Here is a 16,466-nt window from a genome sequence, read left to right as displayed (position 1 = left end):
GTACGTCAGAACTGGCGGCCGTTGGACGGCCGGCCCCCGGCGTCCCGCGGCGCCGCCGCCTTCGGGTCGTCGGCGGTGCGCGCCAGCGAGGCGCGGTCCGCCCACTCCGACGAGCCCTTCAACTCCTCTTCGCGGCGCTTCTGCTCGGCGAGCTCCTGCTCCCGGGACCTGTCCTGTTTCGCCATGACGATCCTCGCGATCCGTCGGGGTCCGTGGTCACCCCGCGCCTTCCCGATCCCCGGCCGCTCAACCGTCCAGGTGCCGGGCGAAGCTCAGCCGCAGGTGGTTCTTGGGCCGGGACCCGACGATCGAGCCGACCACCTGTCCGTCCCGGAACGTCAGCAGTGTCGGCATCGACATCACCTGGTACGTGCGGGTGGTCTCGGGGTTCTCGTCCGTGTTGAGGGTGACGACGCGCAGCCGGTCACCGAACTCCTCCGCCAGCTCGGCCAGGTGGGTCGAGACGGCGCGGCAGGGCGGGCACCACTCCGCCCAGAAGTCGACCACCACGGGCCGGTCGGCGGCCAGCACGGTGGCGGCGAAGGTGGCGTCGGTGACCGGGGTCAGTCGCGCCTGCGTGTCCTGAGGCATGTTTCCTCCCGATGGGCGATGGCGCGGGCGAGCTGATCGTGCAGCTGCCGGCGGACCGCGCCGAGCCGGTCGAGGTAGTCGTCCACCTCGGCCAGCTTGCGCCGCAGCACCGCCACCGAGTCGGGGCACACGTCGCCGGAGCTGTTGCCGGCGCGTAGGCAGGCCACGAACGGGCGGATGTCGTCCAGCCCGAAGCCGACCGCCAGCAGTGCCCGGATCTCGTGCACGACGCGCAGCTCCGCCTCGTCGTAGACCCGGTAGCCGTTGGCCGAGCGGCCCGGCCGTACCAGCCCGTGGGACTCGTAGTAGCGCAGCGTCCGGGCGCTGGTCCCGGCTCGTTGCGCCAGCTCCCCGATCCGCATGCCGCCTCCCAGCTCACCTCGCCCATCCGACGCTAAACCTTGCCACCGGCGTCAACGCAACCCCGCGGTGGACGCTCCTGGCACCGGCTGGGTGAGTGCGGGGTCGCCGGGGGTATGCGGCGGGTGGGGAGGTGAGGGCATGTCGGGGTACGAGGTGACCGTGCCGGTGGTCGACGGTGGGCTGCCGGCCGACGTGATCGTGCCGCCCGGGGCGGTGGGCGTGGTGCTCTTCGCACACGGCAGCGGCAGCTCGCGGCACAGCCCGCGCAACGTGGCCGTGGCGCACCAGCTCAACGACCGCTCGCTGGGCACCGTGCTGGTGGATCTGCTGACCCCGGAGGAGGACGCCCGGGACGAGGTCACCGCCGAGCTGCGCTTCGACATCGGGCTGCTGGCCGAGCGGCTCGCGGCGATCGTCGACTGGATGGCCGCCGACGCGACGTTGGGGCGGCTGCCGATCGGGCTGTTCGGCGCCAGCACCGGCGCGGCCGCCGCCCTGGTCGCGGCGGCGGCCCGGCCGGAGCGGGTCGGTGCCGTGGTGTCCCGGGGCGGCCGTCCGGACCTGGCGGGCAGTTCGCTGGCCGCGGTGCGGGCCCCGACGTTGCTGCTGGTCGGCGGCCTGGACGAGCAGGTGATCGTGCTCAACGAGCAGGCCCGGGACCAGTTGGGGGAGGTGGCGGAGCTGCGCGTCGTGCCCGGCGCCACCCACCTGTTCGAGGAGCCCGGCACCCTCGACCAGGTGGCCGAGCAGGCTGGCGCCTGGTTCAGCACCCACCTCCGGCAGCCGCACCCCGCCTGATCCCGGCCGGGTCAGCCGGGCGCCGTGGCGGCCCGGTGGCGTTGGACGGTGTCGAGGACGCGCCAGGTGACCGCGGCGATCGGCACCGAGACGAAGGCCCCGGCGATGCCGGCGATCAGGGTGCCGGCGGTGACCACGACCAGGATGACCGCCGGGTGGAGCTGCACCTGCCGCTTCATCACCAGCGGCTCCAGCAGGTTGCCCTCGACCTGCTGGACGGCAATCACCAGGGCCAGGGTGAGCAGCGCGGTGGTCGGGCCGTTGGCGGCGAGGGCGACCAGCACGGCGATCGCCCCGGCCACCGTGGCGCCGATGATCGGCACGAACCCGCCCACGAAGGTGATCAGGGCGAGCGGCAGGGCCAGCGGCACGCGCAGCAGCACCAGCCCCAGGCCGATGCCGAGCGCGTCGATCGCCGCGATGATCATCGTGCCCCGGCTGTACGCGCCGAGCGTCCGCCAGCCGGCGCCGCCCGCCTCGGCGGTCAGTTCCCGACGCGGCCCGGCCATCCGGCGCAGCACCCAGCCCCACATCGCCCGGCCATCCTTGAGCAGGAAGAAGAGCAGCACCAGACCGAGCAGGAGCGAGCCCGCGACCTCGGCGGCGGTGCGCGCCCCGGCGACCGGGTCGGGGGCGCTGCCGCTCACTCCTTCGCGGACCTGCCGGACCAACCGGTCGAGCTGCTCGTCCGTCACCGGCAGGCTGGAGGTGACGAAGTCACGGCTGCGCTCCAACCCCTGGTCGAGCTGCTGGCTCAGCTCCCCGAACTGGCTCGCGGTCAGGTTCCACACCAGGACACCGACCCCCACCAGCACGCCGAGCAGCAGCAGGATGCTGAGCAGCGCCGCCAGGGCGTCCGGCACCCGGAGTCGGCGCAGCCGGAGCAGGACGGGGTCGAGCAGCGCGGCGAGGAAGAGCGTGCCGGCCAGCGCCACGGCCAGCGGCGCCAGCAGCACTGCGATCTTGCCGAGCAGCCAGAGGCCGGTGATCACCACCACCAGGCAGGCGCTCCACGTCACGGCCGTCCGTACCGGCCAGGGCAGACCGGCCCACGCCTGGCGTGGTCCCGACGCCGGCTGGTGAGGTCCTGCCGCCCGGCCGGTTTCCCGGTGCGGCGCGGCCGAGTGTCCTGCCGCCGGGCCGGGTTCCCGGTGCGGCGCGGCCGAGTGTCCGGCCGCCGTCCCGGCGCGCTCCGTCGCCTCGGGCCCGCGCCCGCGCTCATCCTCCACGTCGGCCCCTTCCTCGACCTTGGCCGTCCGGCGGCTCGGCGGGCGCGCCGACCGTCCACGACCGTGCCGTGACGTACCCGACGGCCGGGATTCCGACACCCGGGTGACATCCGGGCGGACGGCGTTTGTGCCCACCCCGCCAGGGAAGGCAGGAAGGCACCGAGAGGAGACCCGACATGAGCGACTTCATGGACAAGGCCAAGGACTTCGCCGACCAGCACGACAAGCAGGTCGACCAGGGCATCGACAAGGCCGGCGAGGCGGCCGACAAGCGCACCGAGGGCAAGTACGACCAGCAGATCGACAAGGGCGTCGACATGGCGCAGCAGCGGACGGGACAGGGCGACACCGACCGCTGACCGCGCTCACCGCTCCCGGGTCGTCCCCGCCGGACGGCCCGGGAGTGCCGTGTCCGGGTACCACCCGCTGGCCCTCATCGAGGAATTTCACTACTATGCGCAGTCGGTGCATGACTCATTGTCAAGGCGGGCGGGGTCGCTCGTCCGGTGTCCGCGCGAATGGAGGCAAGCCGGTGAGCGAGGGGACCGAGTGGCGGCTGTACATCGACCCGACCCGGTGCATCGGGTCCGGGATCTGCGCGGGCGTCGCCCCTGACCACTTCGTGCTGGTCGACGGGCTGTCCCGGCCGCGGGTGGAGCGGATCCCGGCCGCCGAGGCGGTGCTCGACGCGGCGGACTCCTGCCCGCTGGAGGCGATCATCGTGTCCGATGTGGCGGGTGCGCAGCGAATCGCGCCGGAGGAGTGATCACCAGCCGGGACAGCGCACGCCGTTGACGTTCACCCGCAGGCTGAACAGCGAGCTGGAGGCGCAGATGTAGAGCTGGTTGCGCTTCGGCCCGCCGAAGGTGAAGTTGGCGACGACCTCGGGCAGGTGCAGCTTGCCCAGCAGGGTGCCGTCCGGGTCGAAGCAGTGCAGCCCGTCGTGCGCGGCGGCCCAGATCCGCCCGGCGTCGTCGAGGCGTACCCCGTCGAACGAGCCGGCGTCGCAGCTCGCGAAGACCTCCCCGCCACGCAGCGTGCCGCCGTCGGTGACCTGGAACCGCCGTAGGTGTCTGGCCCGCGTGTCGACCACGTAGAGCTGGGACTCGTCAGGGCTGAACGCCAGGCCGTTGGGCTGCCCGAAGTCGTCGGCGACGAGGTGGACGGCGCCGTCGTGCGGGTCGACCCGGTAGACGTGATTGCCGCCGATCTCGCTCTCGGCCCGGTGCCCCTCGTAGTCGCTGTCGATGCCGTAGCTGGGATCGGTGAACCAGATCGACCCGTCGGAGCGCTCGACCACGTCGTTCGGGCTGTTCAGCCGCATGCCGCGCCAGCGTTCGGCCAGCACCGTGTCGGTGCCGTCCGGCTCGGTGCGGGTGACCCGCCGCCCACCCTGCTCGCAGCTCACCAGCCGCCCTCGCCGGTCAACGGTGTGCCCGTTGGAGTAGCCGGCCGGCTGGCGGAACACCCCGACCGCGCCGGTGGTCTCGTCCCAGCGCAGCAGCCGGTCGTTGGGGATGTCGCTGAAGACCAGGTACCGCCCGGCGGGGAACCACGCGGGCCCCTCCAGCCAGCGGCCGCCGGTCCAGAGGCACTCGGTCCACTCGTCGCCGTTCACCCGGCGGAACCGTTCGTCGCGCACCTCGAACCGGGTCCGGAACCGGTCCACCACCATGACCTCCACGTCTTGTGAATCAGGTTCACCAGCACGCTAACATGAGCGAATCAGAATCGGCCTTCTGGATGATCAGGCGAACAGGAGTTGGCGTGGTGGACGAGGTTGACCGGACGCTGCTCGCCGCACTGCAAACCGACGCCACCCAGTCGTACGCCACGCTGGCCGGGACGGTCGGGCTCTCCACCGGCGCCGTCCACGACCGGGTACGCAAGCTGCGCCAGCAGGGCGTGATCCGACGGACCACGGTGGACGTGGACCCGACCGCCGTCGGCCGGGCCGTGCTGGCGTTCGTGCTCGTGGAGGCGAACGCCTGGATGGGCGACGCCCCCACCCGCGAAGCGCTGGCCGCGCTCCCCGAGGTGGAGGAGGCGCACGTCATCGCGGGGCCCGCCTCGTTACTGGTGAAGATCCGGGTCGGCACGCCCGAACAGCTCCAGGCCAGCCTGCGGCGCCTGTTCCAGGTGGAGGGCGTCACGGGCACGCAGACCGTGGTGGTGCTGGAGAGCTTCTTCGAGCGACCCATCGACCCGTTCCCGCCAGGCCCATGACAGCGCGCGTCGGGTGCCGGCGCCGGTTGCCCCGGGCGACAAGAGTCCGAGCAGCCGCCGTCCTCCGTTAACCCGCAGGTCAGGCATTAGGCCGATGACTGCGGTTGCGTGATGGCCGCCAAGCGTTCCATCCGCCAGGAGGACCCCCGTGACCTTCCGTTCCCGCCGCCGGCTGCTCGCCCCGGTCGTCGCCGGCGCCGTCGCCGCCGCCGGACTGAGCCTCGCCAACCCGATCACCGCGGCCGACGCCGGCCCGGCCAAGGGCAAGGCGCGCAACGTCATCTTCATCAACGGCGACGGCATGTCCGCCGCCCACCGCGAGGCGGCCCGCCTCTACCTGGCCGGCCTCGACGGCCAGCTCGCCATGGACAAGCTGCCCTACTCCGGCCAGCTCACCACCAGCCCGCACGACCCGTCCACGCCGATCACCGACTCGGCCGCCGCGGCGACCGCCTGGGCCACCGGCGAGAAGACGTACAACGGCGCGATCAGCGTCGACGTGGACCGCAACCCGCTGCCCACCCTGGGCGCCCAGGCCAAGGCGGCCGGCAAGGCGACCGGCCTGGTCACCACCGCGCAGGTCACCGACGCCAGCCCGGCGGCCTTCTTCGCCAACACGGCCAACCGTTCCGCCCAGGACGAGATCGCCCGGCAGTACCTGGAGGTGACCCGGCCGGACGTGATCCTCGGCGGGGGCGAGGACTGGTGGCTGCCCGCCGGCGTACCGGGCGCATACCCGGACCAGCCGGCCGAGGACCCGAGCGAGGCCAGCAAGGGCACCAAGGGCAACCTGATCACCGAGGCCAAGGCCAAGGGATACCAGTACGTCTCCACCGCCGCCCAGCTCCAGGCCGCCAAGGGTGGCAAGCTGCTCGGGCTCTTCGGCAACGAGGAGCTGTTCCAGCAGCGCGTCGAGGGCGAGGGCGACCTCTACCACCCGCCGGCCAGCCTGGCCACCATGACCGAGAAGGCGCTGTCGGCCCTGTCCACGAACAAGAAGGGCTTCTTCCTCTTCGTCGAGGAGGAGGGCATTGACGAGTTCGCCCACGAGAACAACGGCACCCGGATGCTTCAGGCCCTCGGCGAGCTGGAGAAGGCCGTCGCCGTGGCCCGCAACTACGCGGCCAGCCACCCGGACACCCTGGTGGTGGTGACCGGTGACCACGAGTGCGGCGGCCTGACCGTCGAGGACACCGGCACCTCCGACGAGTCCGGCGACGGCATCTCCGCCGAGGACGGGCCCTTCCCGATCAAGGGCAGCAGCCTCAGCTTCAACCTGGACTGGACCACCAGCGGGCACACCGGCGCCGACGTGCCGGTCACCGCGTACGGCCCGCTCGCCGAGCAGTTCAGCGGCAAGCACCCCAACACCCGCGTGCACGACGTGCTGGCGCAGATCCTGACCCGCTGAGCCCGACCCGGCGTACACCGAAGGGCCGGCCTCCCGTGGGGGAGGCCGGCCCTTGTCGTCGCCGGGTCAGGAGCTGTAGCCGCGGCCGGCGATCCAGTTCGCCAGCTGGGTGACGTCCATCCAGTACGTCGGCTCGTTCGGGCTGGCCGGGTCGGCGATCAGCACCGTGTTGCCGTCGTTCTTGTACTCCACCACCGTCAGGTAGTGGCCGGGGTAGCTGTGCTCGACACCGTCGATGTCCAGCGCGCCGCCCAGGATGTTGGCGACCACCGGCCGGTCGGCGTCCACGGCGGCCTTGATGTCCGCGCGCAGCCGCTCCACCTGCTCGCGGGTGGCCACGTCGTCCCGGATCTCGGTGGTCTTGTACTTGCCACCGGTGTACTCGTTGAGCACCCGGGTCACGTCGATGGCCGAGTCGGTGCCGCTCTCGGTGGTGCCGAGCTTGGCGGCCAGCTCGTCCTGGCTGATCTCCTTGCCCTCGGCCGACAGGGCGATCCGGGTCGACGCCGGGCCGCAGTAGTAGAAGTTCGGCTGGGCCTGGTACTCGTAGCCGGCGCTGCGCTCGCCCTTGCCCTTGACCACGCTGGCGGGGGCGGCGGCGTGCGCGGCCACGGCCGGGCCCGCGATCACCCCACCGGAGGCGGCGAGGCAGGCGGCGGAGAGCAGACACTTCCGGACAATTGCGATCACGGTCGAGGCTCCATTCGGGGGTTGCCGTCCGCACGGGATCTCCGCCGGACGGAGCACCGGGAGTGGCGCTCGGCGGTCGTTCGGGAAGTGCAACGGCCTCCGGCTGCCCCTGATTCCGCAGGTGGCGGCGCTCACCGCCGAACCGGACAGACGGCATCAGCCGGCCCGACACCGGGCAGGCGTGGTCGGGTCGATCTGGGTGGTTGTCGCGCGGGTTGCGACATGTGGGGCCTTCCCCGGGTCGGGAAAGCACAACATGCGGTATCCCGAGTCGATCAAGGCAAGGCTGCGCGCTCAGCTCGCGCACCACCCGCCTCCGGGTCGTCGTCTTGACGCGGGCGGCACCCGCTGGCGGGTCGGGCCGGTCAGTCGGCGGGAAGGCTGCCGATCAGGCGGGTCACGGCGATCTCGATGACCACCCGCTGCGGGTTGGGACGCGGCTGGCGGTAGCGCTCCGCGTACCGGCGCTCGGCCTCGGCCACCGACTCCGGGTCGCGGCGCAGCACCGCCCGCCCCTCGACGGTCAGCCACCAGCGGCCGTCCACCTGGCAGACCGCGACCGGGGCGCCCGCCGGCCCGGCCGCCGCGACGTGCCGGGCCTTGGCCGAGGTGCCGGAGGTGATGACCCGGGCCAGGGCGGCGTCCGCGTCGAAGGTGACGCCCACCGGAACCACGTGCGGGGTGCCGTCGCGGCGCAGCGTGGTCAGCGTGGCGAGGTGCCGGTCCCGGAAGAATGCCGCGACCCGCGCGTCGTGCGGCTCCAGCCGGTGGTCGCCCGCCATGTCCCGTCCCCCGTCGCCGGCGGCCGAGTGGGCCGCGCCGATCTCCGTCGCCGGCGGCCGGGTGGGCCGCGCCGGGCCGGTCGCCGGCCCGGGGCAGATCATGACACGGGGCGGCGTGGGGGATCGGGCGGTGTGGGGAACCCCGGCCGGTCCGCCCCGCCGCGGTGCGCCGCCTGACCCCGCCCGCCGCGTTGCGCGGTGGCATCCGGCAGTCCGCGGTGCGCGGCCTGGCCCGGCAGTGCTCGTTGCGCGGCCCGGTGTCGGGCGGCCAGTCGCCCCAGATAGAACAGGGCACCGGCCAGCACACCCATGTCGTCCAGGTAGATCGGGTCGGGGAGCAGGTCGACCGGAAGGATCGTGTAGATCAGCGCGCCGTAGAAGGCGACCTTGCCGCCGGCGCCCAGGGCGCCGAGCAACCGGCGGGTGCGGACCACCCGGACGGCGAGCAGCACCGCGCCGACCAGCGTCGCCAGGGCGACCAGGCCGGCGAGCACCACCAGGAGCCACGTCTCGCGGGACACGGGGTCACGCTAGCCGAGCCCGGCCAGTGGCGCTCGACGATCAGTACGCGGGCACCGCCGCCCGACCCCGGGCGGCCGGCGCCGGGTCGCGTACGGGCAGCTCCCGGGTGGTCTCCGGGCCGGTCAGGTCGGCGAGGGAGAGCGCGGACCGCGGCTGGACGGCCGGGCGGGTCGCCGCGTACGCCTCCTCGCGCAGGCTGCGCGCGGCGGCCGCGGCGAGCTCGGCGTCCCGCCAGGCGGCCTGCTCCCGCGCCCGGGCGGTCTGCTGCCGGGCGTGGAGGTTGTCCCGGACCAGCCGGCGCAGCAGCAGCTCCTGCTCCACCGGGTGCCGGCGCGGGTCCCAGCCGCGGTGGCCGAGGATGTCGCTCAACTGCTCGACGGTGATCTCCTTGCGCCACTGCGCGTCCAGCGCCGCCCGGTGCAGCCAGCGCTCCCGGTCGGCGTACTCGGCCGGGGTCTGTGCCGTCCGTGGCAACGGCAGCGCGGCGGCGGCGGCCAGCCGGTGGACGTCCTCCTCCGCCGCCTCGTACGCGCGCCACGCCTCGTCCACCTCCTCCTGGGCGGCCAGCCACTCGGCGCGCCGCCGCTCGGCCGTCGCCGCCGCCCGGGCCGCCGCGACCTCCACCTCCTGGGCGTACCGGGCCCGCTCGCGGGCCTCCTCGGCCAGTTCCAGGCTGCTCGGCATGGCCGCCTCGCTGATCCGCCCGGCGAACACCGGACGGAGCCGGCCGGGCCGGATGATCAGAGCGGCGATCGCGATCGCCGGCACCGCGATCAGGGCCAGCCAGATCAGGGCGGCCCGGGGGACGTCGGGCAGGACGGTGGAGAAGACGGTCTGCATCACGAGCACCTCAAGGTGGGACATTCGGAAGTCACGGTCGGGGCCCGGTCGACGGGCGGGGTTCGTGCCACGGATCGCTGTGCGGCCGTGCCGCGGGATCGGTCGGGCCGCGCCAGGGCAGCCGGTCCGGGTCCTGCGGACCGTCGCAGCCGGTCCGGATCCGGTGGGCCACGGCGGCCGGTCGGGTTCCGGGGGCCACGGCAGCCGGTCGGGTTCCGGTCGGCCGCGGCGGATCAGGCGGCGCGGACGGGCACGGCGGCCGGCGGGGTCAGGCGTGCGGCGGGCCGCGGCGGGCGACGGTGCTCCGGCCCGGGTCGGTGGGTGGCACGGTCGGACCGGCCTGCGCCAGCGGCGAGGCGACCTCGGGCGCGGAGCGGTGGGACGGAACGCGGACCGCCGGCCCGGCCGGGGTCGCGCGCAGGTCCCGGGCGGCGGCGTTCACCCCGGGAACGAGGGCACCGGTGGCCGGCGTCGCGGTGCCGGGACCGGCGATTTCCACGGCGTACCGGATGGTGCGGAGGTCGGGCGCGGCCGGGGCGAGCCGGAACTCGGCGACCGGGCGGCTCGTCCCGGTCGGACGGGCCGGATCGGCCGGGGCGAGCCCGAGGTCGGCGACCGGGTGGCTCGTCGCGGCCGGACGGGCCGGATCAGCGGCGGCCGGCGCGGCGGCCAGACCGTTGAGCCCGACGGCGAGCACCAGTGCGGTGGTCGCCATCCGGGTGAGCCGGCGGAGGCTGCGCAGCGTCGCCGCCCAGAGGGGCGGAGGGAACGCTACGGACAGCACACACTCAACCTATCGGTCGGTTCCGTCTCCTGCATCCCGACGATCTTCCCCACGGACGTGACCCGCCCCACGCTGCGCTGTGGACGGAGCGGCCGGGTACGACGACGGCGCGGCGCCCCTCCGGAGGAGAGACGCCGCGCCGCGGGTCAGTCTGCGATCAGTCGGTGCCCAGCACGGGCGGGGCGGCCGACCGGCCGTCGCCCCAGACCATCTCGTCCTCGGTCAGCCAGGTGAACCGCTCGTCCGAATCGTCGTCGTGCTGGCCCTGCCGGCCCAGCACACCGTTGCGCCCGGCCAGCGGGGGACGCCCGCCGGAGCCGGCCTTCGCGCCGTTGCCGCGACCATCGGCGTCGACCACCATGCTGCGGCCGCCGGCGAGCCGGCCGTTGCCGGCGGCCGCCCGGGCCTCCAGGCCGCCGGGCCGGCTCGCGGCCGCGCCGCCGGTCGAACCGGCCAGCGCCCCGGTGCCCACCACGCCGCCGGAAAGCCCGAAGGGCGAGGTCCCGCCGCCGGTGGGGACGGTCGTGGACGCGCCGGCGATGGTGCTGCCGGGCAGGCCGGTCGTCGGGCCGGTGGTGGTCAACGGGGCGGCGCCGGCCAGCGAGGTGCCGGTCGGGTCGACGGTGCCGACCGTGCCGACGGTGCCCGGGCCGCCCACGCCACCCGTCCCGGTGCCGTTGCCCGGCCCGCCACTGCCCGGCGTGCCGCTGCCCGGGGCGGTGTGGTGCACCCCGGAGGTGGTCGCGGTGGCGCTGGCCCCCGGGCCGAACGTGCCGGAGGTCGGCCCGCTGTGCGGCGTGCCGACCGACGGGCCGTCCTTCAGCGACGAGCCGGGCGGGTCGGAGTGCCCCGGCAGCCGCTTGTCGGGCTCGTCGGGCACGACGATCCGGCCGTACGCGGAGAAGTCGTACCCCTCGGCCAGGTCGGCGACGACCTTGACCATCCGCTGGTGCGCCTTCTCCTGCTCGGCCTCGTCCTGCTTGTGGCCGACGACGCCGCCGATCACCGCGCCGGTCACGCCAGCGACCAGGAAACCCTTGGTGGCCCCGGACAGCATCTTGTCGTTGTCGTCGGTCTCCTCCGGGCTCTCCGCCTTGCCCTGGGCGGTGCGCAGCTCGGTGGCCATCATGTCGAGCCCCTGCCGGACGCCGGCCATCCCCTCGGCCAGGTTGCCCGAGTAGGTGGCGACCAGGCTCAGCCGCTGCTGGAACTCGTGCGACGCGGCGCCGGTCCAGGTCTTGCCGAGCGCCTCGAGGTCGTGGCGCAGGTCGCGGCCGAGCCCGTCCAGGGTGTCCTTCATGGAGCTCCACTGGGCGCTGAGCGCGTCGATCTGCGTCGGGTCGCCGGCGTTGACCGCCTGGTAGAGCTCCTTGTGGCTGACGTGCTCGTAGCGCTGGGTGTACTCAGACACGCGGATCCTCTCCCTTCGCCGGCTTCATCGCCTCGGACAACCCGGTGAGGGCGGCGACGATGTCGGCCGCGGCGGCGGCGTTGCGCGCCTCGGCGGTCCGGTAGTTGGTCATGATCGTCTTGGTCGCCTGCTTGGCCGCCACGATCGCCCGGTGCAGCCGCTCGGCGTGGTTGACGAAACTCTGGTACGTCTCGGAGTAGCGGCGAGCGTTGTCGGTCGCGTCGGTGAACGTGCCCAACGCGGGCGGCCGGCACTGCATCGCGGTGTTGAGCTTCCGCAACACCGCCTCAGCCTCGCTCAGCCGCCGCTCAAGCCGCTGGTGGAAATCCTCCAAGGACAGTACGTCAACTGTGGTGCGCCCGCTCATGGCTGCATCCCCGTAGTCATCGTCGAGAATCGTTGGCCACGCTCAGGTTAGTCGACCCGGGCCAGCCAGGGCGACCCGTGTCCGACCGCGGCTCCACATCGGACCGGTCGGCGGTCAGCCGCCCTGGGCCGGCGGGTTGCTGCCGGCCGCCGAATCGGCTCGGCCGTCCGGGCCGGCCGACGTCGCGCCCGGGTCGAAGTACGCCATCGCGTCCCGCCGTTGCAGGGCGGGCCCGGTGGGCACCAGGGCCAGCAGCGAGGCCGGCACCGCCACCGGCGCGACGTCGCCGTAGCCGAGCGCGACCCGGGCGTCACCCGAGTCGGCGCCGAGCGGGTAGCGCACGCCCTGGGCGGTGATCAGGTAGACGGTGGCACCGGCCGCCGCCTTCCCGGTCTCCCCGGCCGCGGCCTGCGCCAGCACGCCCTTGCCGCCGGGCAGCAGCACACCCTCGGCGGTCCGTACCGCGTCCCGGGCGCCCTGCCGCGCGGCGACCCCGGTCGTCGCGGTCAGCTCGGGCGGAGGCTGGTCGAAGACCTCCAGCGTGGTGGTCGGCGGTTGGCCCGCCCTGCTCGCCCGGTATGTGACGCAGAGCACGCTGTGCCCGGCCCGCACCTCGTGCAGGGCGGGCAGCCGCTGCGGCAGGCCGTCCGGCTCCAGCCGCTGGTCGGTCAGCAGCCGGCCGGCCTGGTCCGGCGTGATGTCGGTGACCTGACCGCCGTCGCCGAGCAGCAGCAGCGCCGTCACCTCCCGGACCGCCGCCAGCCCTTGGCGGGTCAGCACGTAGTACTGGTCGGCGGCCCGGAAGACCTGGCCCACCTTGGCCGGGCGGTCGGCCACCGCCAGCCCGCTCGCGCTGCCGTACCCCTCGATGTTCGGCTTGCGCAGCGCGGGCCCGACCGGCACCGCGTTGAGCAACTGCTGGCCCACGCCGAGGGCCGGCGCCCCGGCCATCTTCAACGCGACCAGCGCCTGCTCCTCGCCGACCACCCGCAGCCGCGCGCCGCCGGTGAGCAGGTACCGCGCCTCGTCGGTGCGGACCAGCACCGCCTCGTCGGTGAGCGGGGTGCCGCCGGCCAGCGGCCGGTCGATGACCAGCCGGGTGGTGGACCGCCGCGGGTCGACCGGGTCCGGTACGTCACACACCGACCAGGGGAAACCGACCAGGGACTTCCGGTCCGGCAGATCGTCCGGGGCACCCACGATGCCGACCGTGCGACCGCGCGGCCGGTCCTTGATGGAGGCCCGCGACATGGTCCGCACCGCCGGGTCGGCCTTGTCGAGGATGAGCCGGGCCGAGACGTAGTTGAGCGTCGGGTGCAGCTTCCCGTCGGTGAACACGTACGTGGCGCCGGTCTCCCGCTCGATCACCAGCGTGTCCGCCGCCAGCGGGGCCGCGTTGCCGGTGAGCTGCCCGTACGCCCCGGCGCCGCCGAGCACCACGGCGGCGGCGAGCACACTGCCGAAGACCGCCATGCCGAGCCGCCGCATCGGCAGGTCGCTGGTCTCCGGGTCGCCGGAGAGCAGCGCGGAGACGATGCGGCGGGTGACGAAGCGGTACGCCTGCACCTGATCGCGGCGGGTCCGCATGACTAACCTCCGGCGGGGGTGGGTCCGCGGCGATCAGGTCCGAACTCCGCCGCGGGCTTCCCTACGATAAGGGGCCGCCGGGGGTTCACCGGGACCCCGCCCGCCCTCCCGGCCCGCAATGATCCGGCGGATGCCCAGGATGTCCAGAAGGGACGCTACCGATGACGCAGGTCCAGGCGCCACCCGGTTGTACGGCCACCGCCCCCGCCGCCCCGGACGACCGTCCGGTCGCGCCCAGCGACCAGCGCCGGCGGGGCCGCCTCGGCCCGGTCGTCGTCGGCCAGCTGGTGGTGCTGGAGTGCGCCGCGCTCGCGGTCTGGTTCGCCACCGCCGGCCCCACCTGGGTGCTGCCGGCGGTGGGCGTACCTGCCCTGCTGGCGGTCGTCGCCGCCTTCGCCCGGCGCGGCGGCCGCTGGTGGTACGAGGACCTGGCGCTGCGCCGCCGGCTGCGCCGCCGCCGGGACCGGGCCCGGGGCGCGGTGCCGGCCGGCGATCCGCGGCTGGCCGCGCTCGCCCCGGAGCTGAACGTGGTCGAGCTGACCGAGCGCGGCACCCGGCTCGGCATCGGGCAGGACGAGCGGGGCTGGTTCGCCGCGGTCGCGCTGACCGGGCGGCCCGGCGCGCCGGCCGGCTCGGTCGAGGCCGCCGTGGTGGACCGGGCCCTCGCCGTGCTGGCCGACTTCGCCGGCCCGGTCACCCAGACCCAGGTCGTCTCGCACACCCTGGTCTGGTACCCGGCGCCCGGAGCGCCACCGGCCGCGCACCGGACGGTCTGGGTGGCGCTGCGGCTCTCCGTCGCCGACGCCCGCACCGAGGCGGTGAGCCGGGGCGGTGGCCTGCGCGGCGTGCACCGCACCGTGTCCGCCGGCATGGGCCGGCTGGGCAAGGCGCTCACCGCGGCCGGCCTCGGCCACCGGGTGCTCAGCCGGGACGAGCTGCACGCCGCGGTGGTCTCCGGGGCCGGGCTGGACCTGGCGCCGGAGTCGCCGGTGGAGAGCTGGACCAGCCTGCGCGGCGGCGGCTGGACCCAGCACTGCCTGGCCCTGCGGGTACGCCCCAACGGCTCGCTGGGCCCGCTGGTGGACGCGGTGACCGCCACCTCCGCGCCGTCACACACGGTCGCGGCGCTGGTGCTGCCCGGCGGCCGCCGGGTGCCGCCGCTGCTGCGGGTCGCCGCCATGGACGGGCACGCCGAGGCGCTGGTGAAGGTGGTCCGGGACGTGGCGAAGCGGTGTGGCGTGCCGGCCCGCCCGCTGGACGGCCAGCACGGGCCGGGCGTCTACGCCACCGCGCCGGTGGCCACCGCGATGGGCACCGTCACGGTCGAAGGTTGACGATCCAGCCGTAGAGGCCGCAGACCCAGACGGCCAGCGGCACCACCGCGATGATCAGCAGGATCTCGACGATGTCCAGGGTGCGACCCCAGACCGGTGAGATCCGCTTGCCGGCCACGGTCAGCCCGTAGATCAGGCTGATCACCGCGGCGAGCAGCAGCCCGCCCAGGATCAGGCCGAGCCGGACCGGCAGCGAGCCGGCGCCGAAGGTGGCCGCGGCGGCCAGCCCCAGCCCGCCGGTGCCGGCGAGCAGCACCGGCGTGCGCTGGGCGCGGCCGAGGAACGGCCGGGCCCGCAGCAGCGACAGCAGGGCCAGGACCAGGCAGAGCAGCACGGACGGCAGCCGGCCGTTGTCGGCCAGCACCAGCTCGCCGCCGAGGACCAACAGCGACACCGTCCACAGCAGACCGGTGAGGAAGGCGTCGGCGCGCTCGCTGTTGCGCAGCACCTGCGGGCCGTCCACCGCCTCGGTGTCGGTCTTCAGGTCGTCCGGGCCGGTCGGGATCGACGGGACCGGCAGCCGGGCCAGCCGGTAGGCGATCATCGGCAGCGCGGGCAGCGCGGCGAACGCGACGGTCGCGACCACCGCCGCGGCGGCCGCCGCGCCGATGCCGAAGGCCAGGCAGAGCGCCGCGCCGATCGCGACCGCCACGCCGACCGCGACCGCGCCGAGAAACAGCGGCAGCCGGTCACCGACGGCCAGCGCCGCCACCGCGCCGAAGAGCACCGCCGCGGTCGCGGCCATCAGCACGTGCGGGCTGGCCAGCTCGGTGAGCTTCCGGTCGCCGGCGAGCACCAGCAGGCCGCCGATCGCCGCGTACCCCAGCCCCACCATGGCCAGCACGGCGCCGGTGCGGCTGTCGCCGGCCGCCCGGGACAGCACCGCGGCGGTCACCAGCAGGGTCACCGCGACGACCAGCGCGGCCAGCGCGCCGGGCAGCTGCGGCGGCCCGGTGAGCAGCGCCGCCACCGCGCCGGCGGCGAGCGCCGCGCCGGCGAAGAACACGGCGAACGACCGGGTGGTCCCGACCTGCCACGTCCCGGGCCGCTGGTTGGTCGCGGTGGCCACCGCGTCCACCACGTCGTCGAAGACGATCTCGGGGGCGGCCGTGGCCCGCGGGTTGAAGTAGAGCACCTCGCCGTCGCGGACCCCCAGCTGCGCGGCGGTGCGGCCGCCGTCCAGCGGCGGACCGCCGAGCCGGGACAGGCTCCACCCGCCGTGCCGTACGCCCTCGTCGGCCAGGTCCTCGCCGGCGTACCGGAGCAGGGTGGGCAGCAGGTCGGCCAGCGGAACGTCGGACGGCAATGCCAGATCCATCCTGGTCCGCGGCGCCACGATGGTGATCCGGCTGAGCCCGCCGGTCGCCGTCTTCGTCGCCACTGTTGGCCTCCTCGTGCTCGCCTACGATCCACCTCGGCCGGTGACGTCGCCCCCACGGGTCCACGACGCCTCCGGGAGATTACCTACGATGGCGGTCGCACAGGTTGCCCACCCGACGTCTCGGGCCGTCAGCAGACCACGATCAGGGCA

The 16,466-nt window shown here is 74.5% G+C and carries 20 protein-coding genes; 6 read left to right on the top strand and 14 right to left on the bottom strand.

Going from position 1 to position 16,466, the window contains the following annotated elements:
• Positions 1 to 5: 5 nt before the first annotated feature.
• From LQ51_RS22970 to LQ51_RS22960, 3 genes are all read right to left on the bottom strand, one after another.
• Positions 6 to 185, bottom strand: coding sequence for a hypothetical protein (locus LQ51_RS22970; protein ID WP_046568975.1), 180 nt, complete (start codon positions 183 to 185; stop codon positions 6 to 8).
• A 61-nt stretch (positions 186 to 246) separates the two neighbouring features.
• Positions 247 to 591: a thioredoxin gene (gene trxA, locus LQ51_RS22965; RefSeq protein WP_046568972.1), complete on the bottom strand. Its 345-nt coding sequence runs from the start codon at positions 589 to 591 to the stop codon at positions 247 to 249.
• The gene (locus LQ51_RS22960) at positions 564 to 953 is read right to left on the bottom strand and encodes a MerR family transcriptional regulator (protein WP_046568970.1); all 390 of its coding nucleotides are present in this window, start codon (positions 951 to 953) and stop codon (positions 564 to 566) included. Before LQ51_RS22960 ends, trxA begins: the two co-directional genes overlap by 28 nt.
• 139 nt (positions 954 to 1,092) lie before the next feature.
• Here LQ51_RS22960 and LQ51_RS22955 point away from each other — a divergent pair, with 139 nt between their 5' ends.
• Positions 1,093 to 1,752: a dienelactone hydrolase family protein gene (locus LQ51_RS22955; protein ID WP_046568968.1), complete on the top strand. Its 660-nt coding sequence runs from the start codon at positions 1,093 to 1,095 to the stop codon at positions 1,750 to 1,752.
• 11 nt (positions 1,753 to 1,763) lie between these two features.
• Here LQ51_RS22955 and LQ51_RS22950 read toward each other — a convergent pair whose 3' ends face one another.
• Positions 1,764 to 2,771: an AI-2E family transporter gene (locus LQ51_RS22950; RefSeq protein ID WP_231605840.1), complete on the bottom strand. Its 1,008-nt coding sequence runs from the start codon at positions 2,769 to 2,771 to the stop codon at positions 1,764 to 1,766.
• A gap of 386 nt (positions 2,772 to 3,157) precedes the next feature.
• Here LQ51_RS22950 and LQ51_RS22945 point away from each other — a divergent pair, with 386 nt between their 5' ends.
• The gene (locus tag LQ51_RS22945; protein WP_046568967.1) at positions 3,158 to 3,340 is read left to right on the top strand and encodes an antitoxin; all 183 of its coding nucleotides are present in this window, start codon (positions 3,158 to 3,160) and stop codon (positions 3,338 to 3,340) included.
• Positions 3,341 to 3,513: 173 nt separating this feature from the next.
• A complete protein-coding gene (locus LQ51_RS22940; RefSeq protein WP_046568965.1) occupies positions 3,514 to 3,747 on the top strand; it encodes a ferredoxin in 234 nt (77 codons plus the stop codon).
• Here LQ51_RS22940 and LQ51_RS22935 read toward each other — a convergent pair whose 3' ends face one another.
• On the bottom strand, positions 3,748 to 4,653 hold the full coding sequence (locus LQ51_RS22935) for an SMP-30/gluconolactonase/LRE family protein (protein WP_369799885.1): 906 nt from the start codon (positions 4,651 to 4,653) through the stop codon (positions 3,748 to 3,750).
• Between the two features lie 95 nt (positions 4,654 to 4,748).
• On the opposite strand from LQ51_RS22935, the gene LQ51_RS22930 reads away from it, so the two are divergent.
• Both LQ51_RS22930 and LQ51_RS22925 read left to right on the top strand, forming a co-directional pair.
• Positions 4,749 to 5,207, top strand: a complete 459-nt coding sequence (locus tag LQ51_RS22930) for an Lrp/AsnC family transcriptional regulator (protein WP_046568963.1) — start codon at positions 4,749 to 4,751, stop codon at positions 5,205 to 5,207.
• A gap of 148 nt (positions 5,208 to 5,355) precedes the next feature.
• Positions 5,356 to 6,618, top strand: coding sequence for an alkaline phosphatase (locus tag LQ51_RS22925; protein WP_082159597.1), 1,263 nt, complete (start codon positions 5,356 to 5,358; stop codon positions 6,616 to 6,618).
• A gap of 66 nt (positions 6,619 to 6,684) precedes the next feature.
• On the opposite strand, the gene LQ51_RS22920 is transcribed toward LQ51_RS22925, so the two are convergent.
• The 8 genes from LQ51_RS22920 to eccB all read right to left on the bottom strand — a co-directional run bounded on the left by LQ51_RS22920 (position 6,685) and on the right by eccB (position 13,601).
• Positions 6,685 to 7,308 carry a C39 family peptidase gene (locus LQ51_RS22920; RefSeq protein WP_046568961.1) on the bottom strand — a complete coding sequence of 208 codons (624 nt, stop codon included), beginning with the start codon at positions 7,306 to 7,308 and terminating at the stop codon, positions 6,685 to 6,687.
• A 365-nt stretch (positions 7,309 to 7,673) separates the two neighbouring features.
• Positions 7,674 to 8,090 (bottom strand): pyridoxamine 5'-phosphate oxidase family protein, encoded by a 417-nt coding sequence (locus LQ51_RS22915; protein ID WP_046569009.1) that lies wholly within the window; start codon positions 8,088 to 8,090, stop codon positions 7,674 to 7,676.
• A gap of 98 nt (positions 8,091 to 8,188) precedes the next feature.
• Complete coding sequence (locus LQ51_RS22910; RefSeq protein ID WP_156313202.1) at positions 8,189 to 8,611, bottom strand: YkvA family protein; 423 nt, start codon at positions 8,609 to 8,611, stop codon at positions 8,189 to 8,191.
• A gap of 40 nt (positions 8,612 to 8,651) precedes the next feature.
• Complete coding sequence (locus tag LQ51_RS22905; RefSeq protein ID WP_197087882.1) at positions 8,652 to 9,476, bottom strand: hypothetical protein; 825 nt, start codon at positions 9,474 to 9,476, stop codon at positions 8,652 to 8,654.
• 244 nt (positions 9,477 to 9,720) lie between these two features.
• The gene (locus LQ51_RS22900; protein WP_046568959.1) at positions 9,721 to 10,236 is read right to left on the bottom strand and encodes a RodZ family helix-turn-helix domain-containing protein; all 516 of its coding nucleotides are present in this window, start codon (positions 10,234 to 10,236) and stop codon (positions 9,721 to 9,723) included.
• Between the two features lie 157 nt (positions 10,237 to 10,393).
• Positions 10,394 to 11,647 carry a WXG100 family type VII secretion target gene (locus LQ51_RS22895; RefSeq protein ID WP_046568958.1) on the bottom strand — a complete coding sequence of 418 codons (1,254 nt, stop codon included), beginning with the start codon at positions 11,645 to 11,647 and terminating at the stop codon, positions 10,394 to 10,396.
• Entirely contained in the window at positions 11,640 to 12,014 is a 375-nt protein-coding gene (locus tag LQ51_RS22890; RefSeq protein WP_046568957.1) for a hypothetical protein, read from the bottom strand. The genes LQ51_RS22895 and LQ51_RS22890 overlap by 8 nt, the downstream gene beginning before the upstream one ends.
• Before the next feature lie 114 nt (positions 12,015 to 12,128).
• A complete protein-coding gene (gene eccB / locus LQ51_RS22885; RefSeq protein ID WP_046568954.1) occupies positions 12,129 to 13,601 on the bottom strand; it encodes a type VII secretion protein EccB in 1,473 nt (490 codons plus the stop codon).
• A 161-nt stretch (positions 13,602 to 13,762) separates the two neighbouring features.
• On the opposite strand from eccB, the gene LQ51_RS22880 reads away from it, so the two are divergent.
• On the top strand, positions 13,763 to 14,935 hold the full coding sequence (locus LQ51_RS22880) for a type VII secretion protein EccE (protein WP_046568953.1): 1,173 nt from the start codon (positions 13,763 to 13,765) through the stop codon (positions 14,933 to 14,935).
• On the opposite strand, the gene eccD is transcribed toward LQ51_RS22880, so the two are convergent.
• On the bottom strand, positions 14,919 to 16,316 hold the full coding sequence (gene eccD, locus LQ51_RS22875; protein ID WP_046568951.1) for a type VII secretion integral membrane protein EccD: 1,398 nt from the start codon (positions 16,314 to 16,316) through the stop codon (positions 14,919 to 14,921). The two genes, LQ51_RS22880 and eccD, sit on opposite strands and share 17 nt — an antisense overlap.
• Positions 16,317 to 16,466: the final 150 nt, after the last annotated feature.

This window comes from Micromonospora sp. HK10 (assembly GCF_000982955.1).
Lineage (GTDB): Bacteria > Actinomycetota > Actinomycetes > Mycobacteriales > Micromonosporaceae > Micromonospora.
The sequence above is the reverse complement of the archived record's forward strand: the minus strand, read 5'-3'. Positions and strand labels throughout refer to the sequence as shown.

What these genes read in the sequence shown, in the direction of transcription:
- LQ51_RS22915 (WP_046569009.1), bottom strand. Translation starts at nt 8,090, where the DNA reads ATGGCGGGCGACCACCGGCTGGAGCCGCACGACGCGCGGGTCGCGGCA.
- LQ51_RS22970 (WP_046568975.1), bottom strand. Translation starts at nt 185, where the DNA reads ATGGCGAAACAGGACAGGTCCCGGGAGCAGGAGCTCGCCGAGCAGAAG.
- trxA (WP_046568972.1), bottom strand. Translation starts at nt 591, where the DNA reads ATGCCTCAGGACACGCAGGCGCGACTGACCCCGGTCACCGACGCCACC.
- eccB (WP_046568954.1), bottom strand. Translation starts at nt 13,601, where the DNA reads ATGCGGACCCGCCGCGATCAGGTGCAGGCGTACCGCTTCGTCACCCGC.
- LQ51_RS22880 (WP_046568953.1), top strand. Translation starts at nt 13,763, where the DNA reads ATGACGCAGGTCCAGGCGCCACCCGGTTGTACGGCCACCGCCCCCGCC.
- LQ51_RS22945 (WP_046568967.1), top strand. Translation starts at nt 3,158, where the DNA reads ATGAGCGACTTCATGGACAAGGCCAAGGACTTCGCCGACCAGCACGAC.
- LQ51_RS22960 (WP_046568970.1), bottom strand. Translation starts at nt 953, where the DNA reads ATGCGGATCGGGGAGCTGGCGCAACGAGCCGGGACCAGCGCCCGGACG.
- LQ51_RS22890 (WP_046568957.1), bottom strand. Translation starts at nt 12,014, where the DNA reads ATGAGCGGGCGCACCACAGTTGACGTACTGTCCTTGGAGGATTTCCAC.
- LQ51_RS22955 (WP_046568968.1), top strand. Translation starts at nt 1,093, where the DNA reads ATGTCGGGGTACGAGGTGACCGTGCCGGTGGTCGACGGTGGGCTGCCG.
- LQ51_RS22905 (WP_197087882.1), bottom strand. Translation starts at nt 9,476, where the DNA reads ATGTCCCACCTTGAGGTGCTCGTGATGCAGACCGTCTTCTCCACCGTC.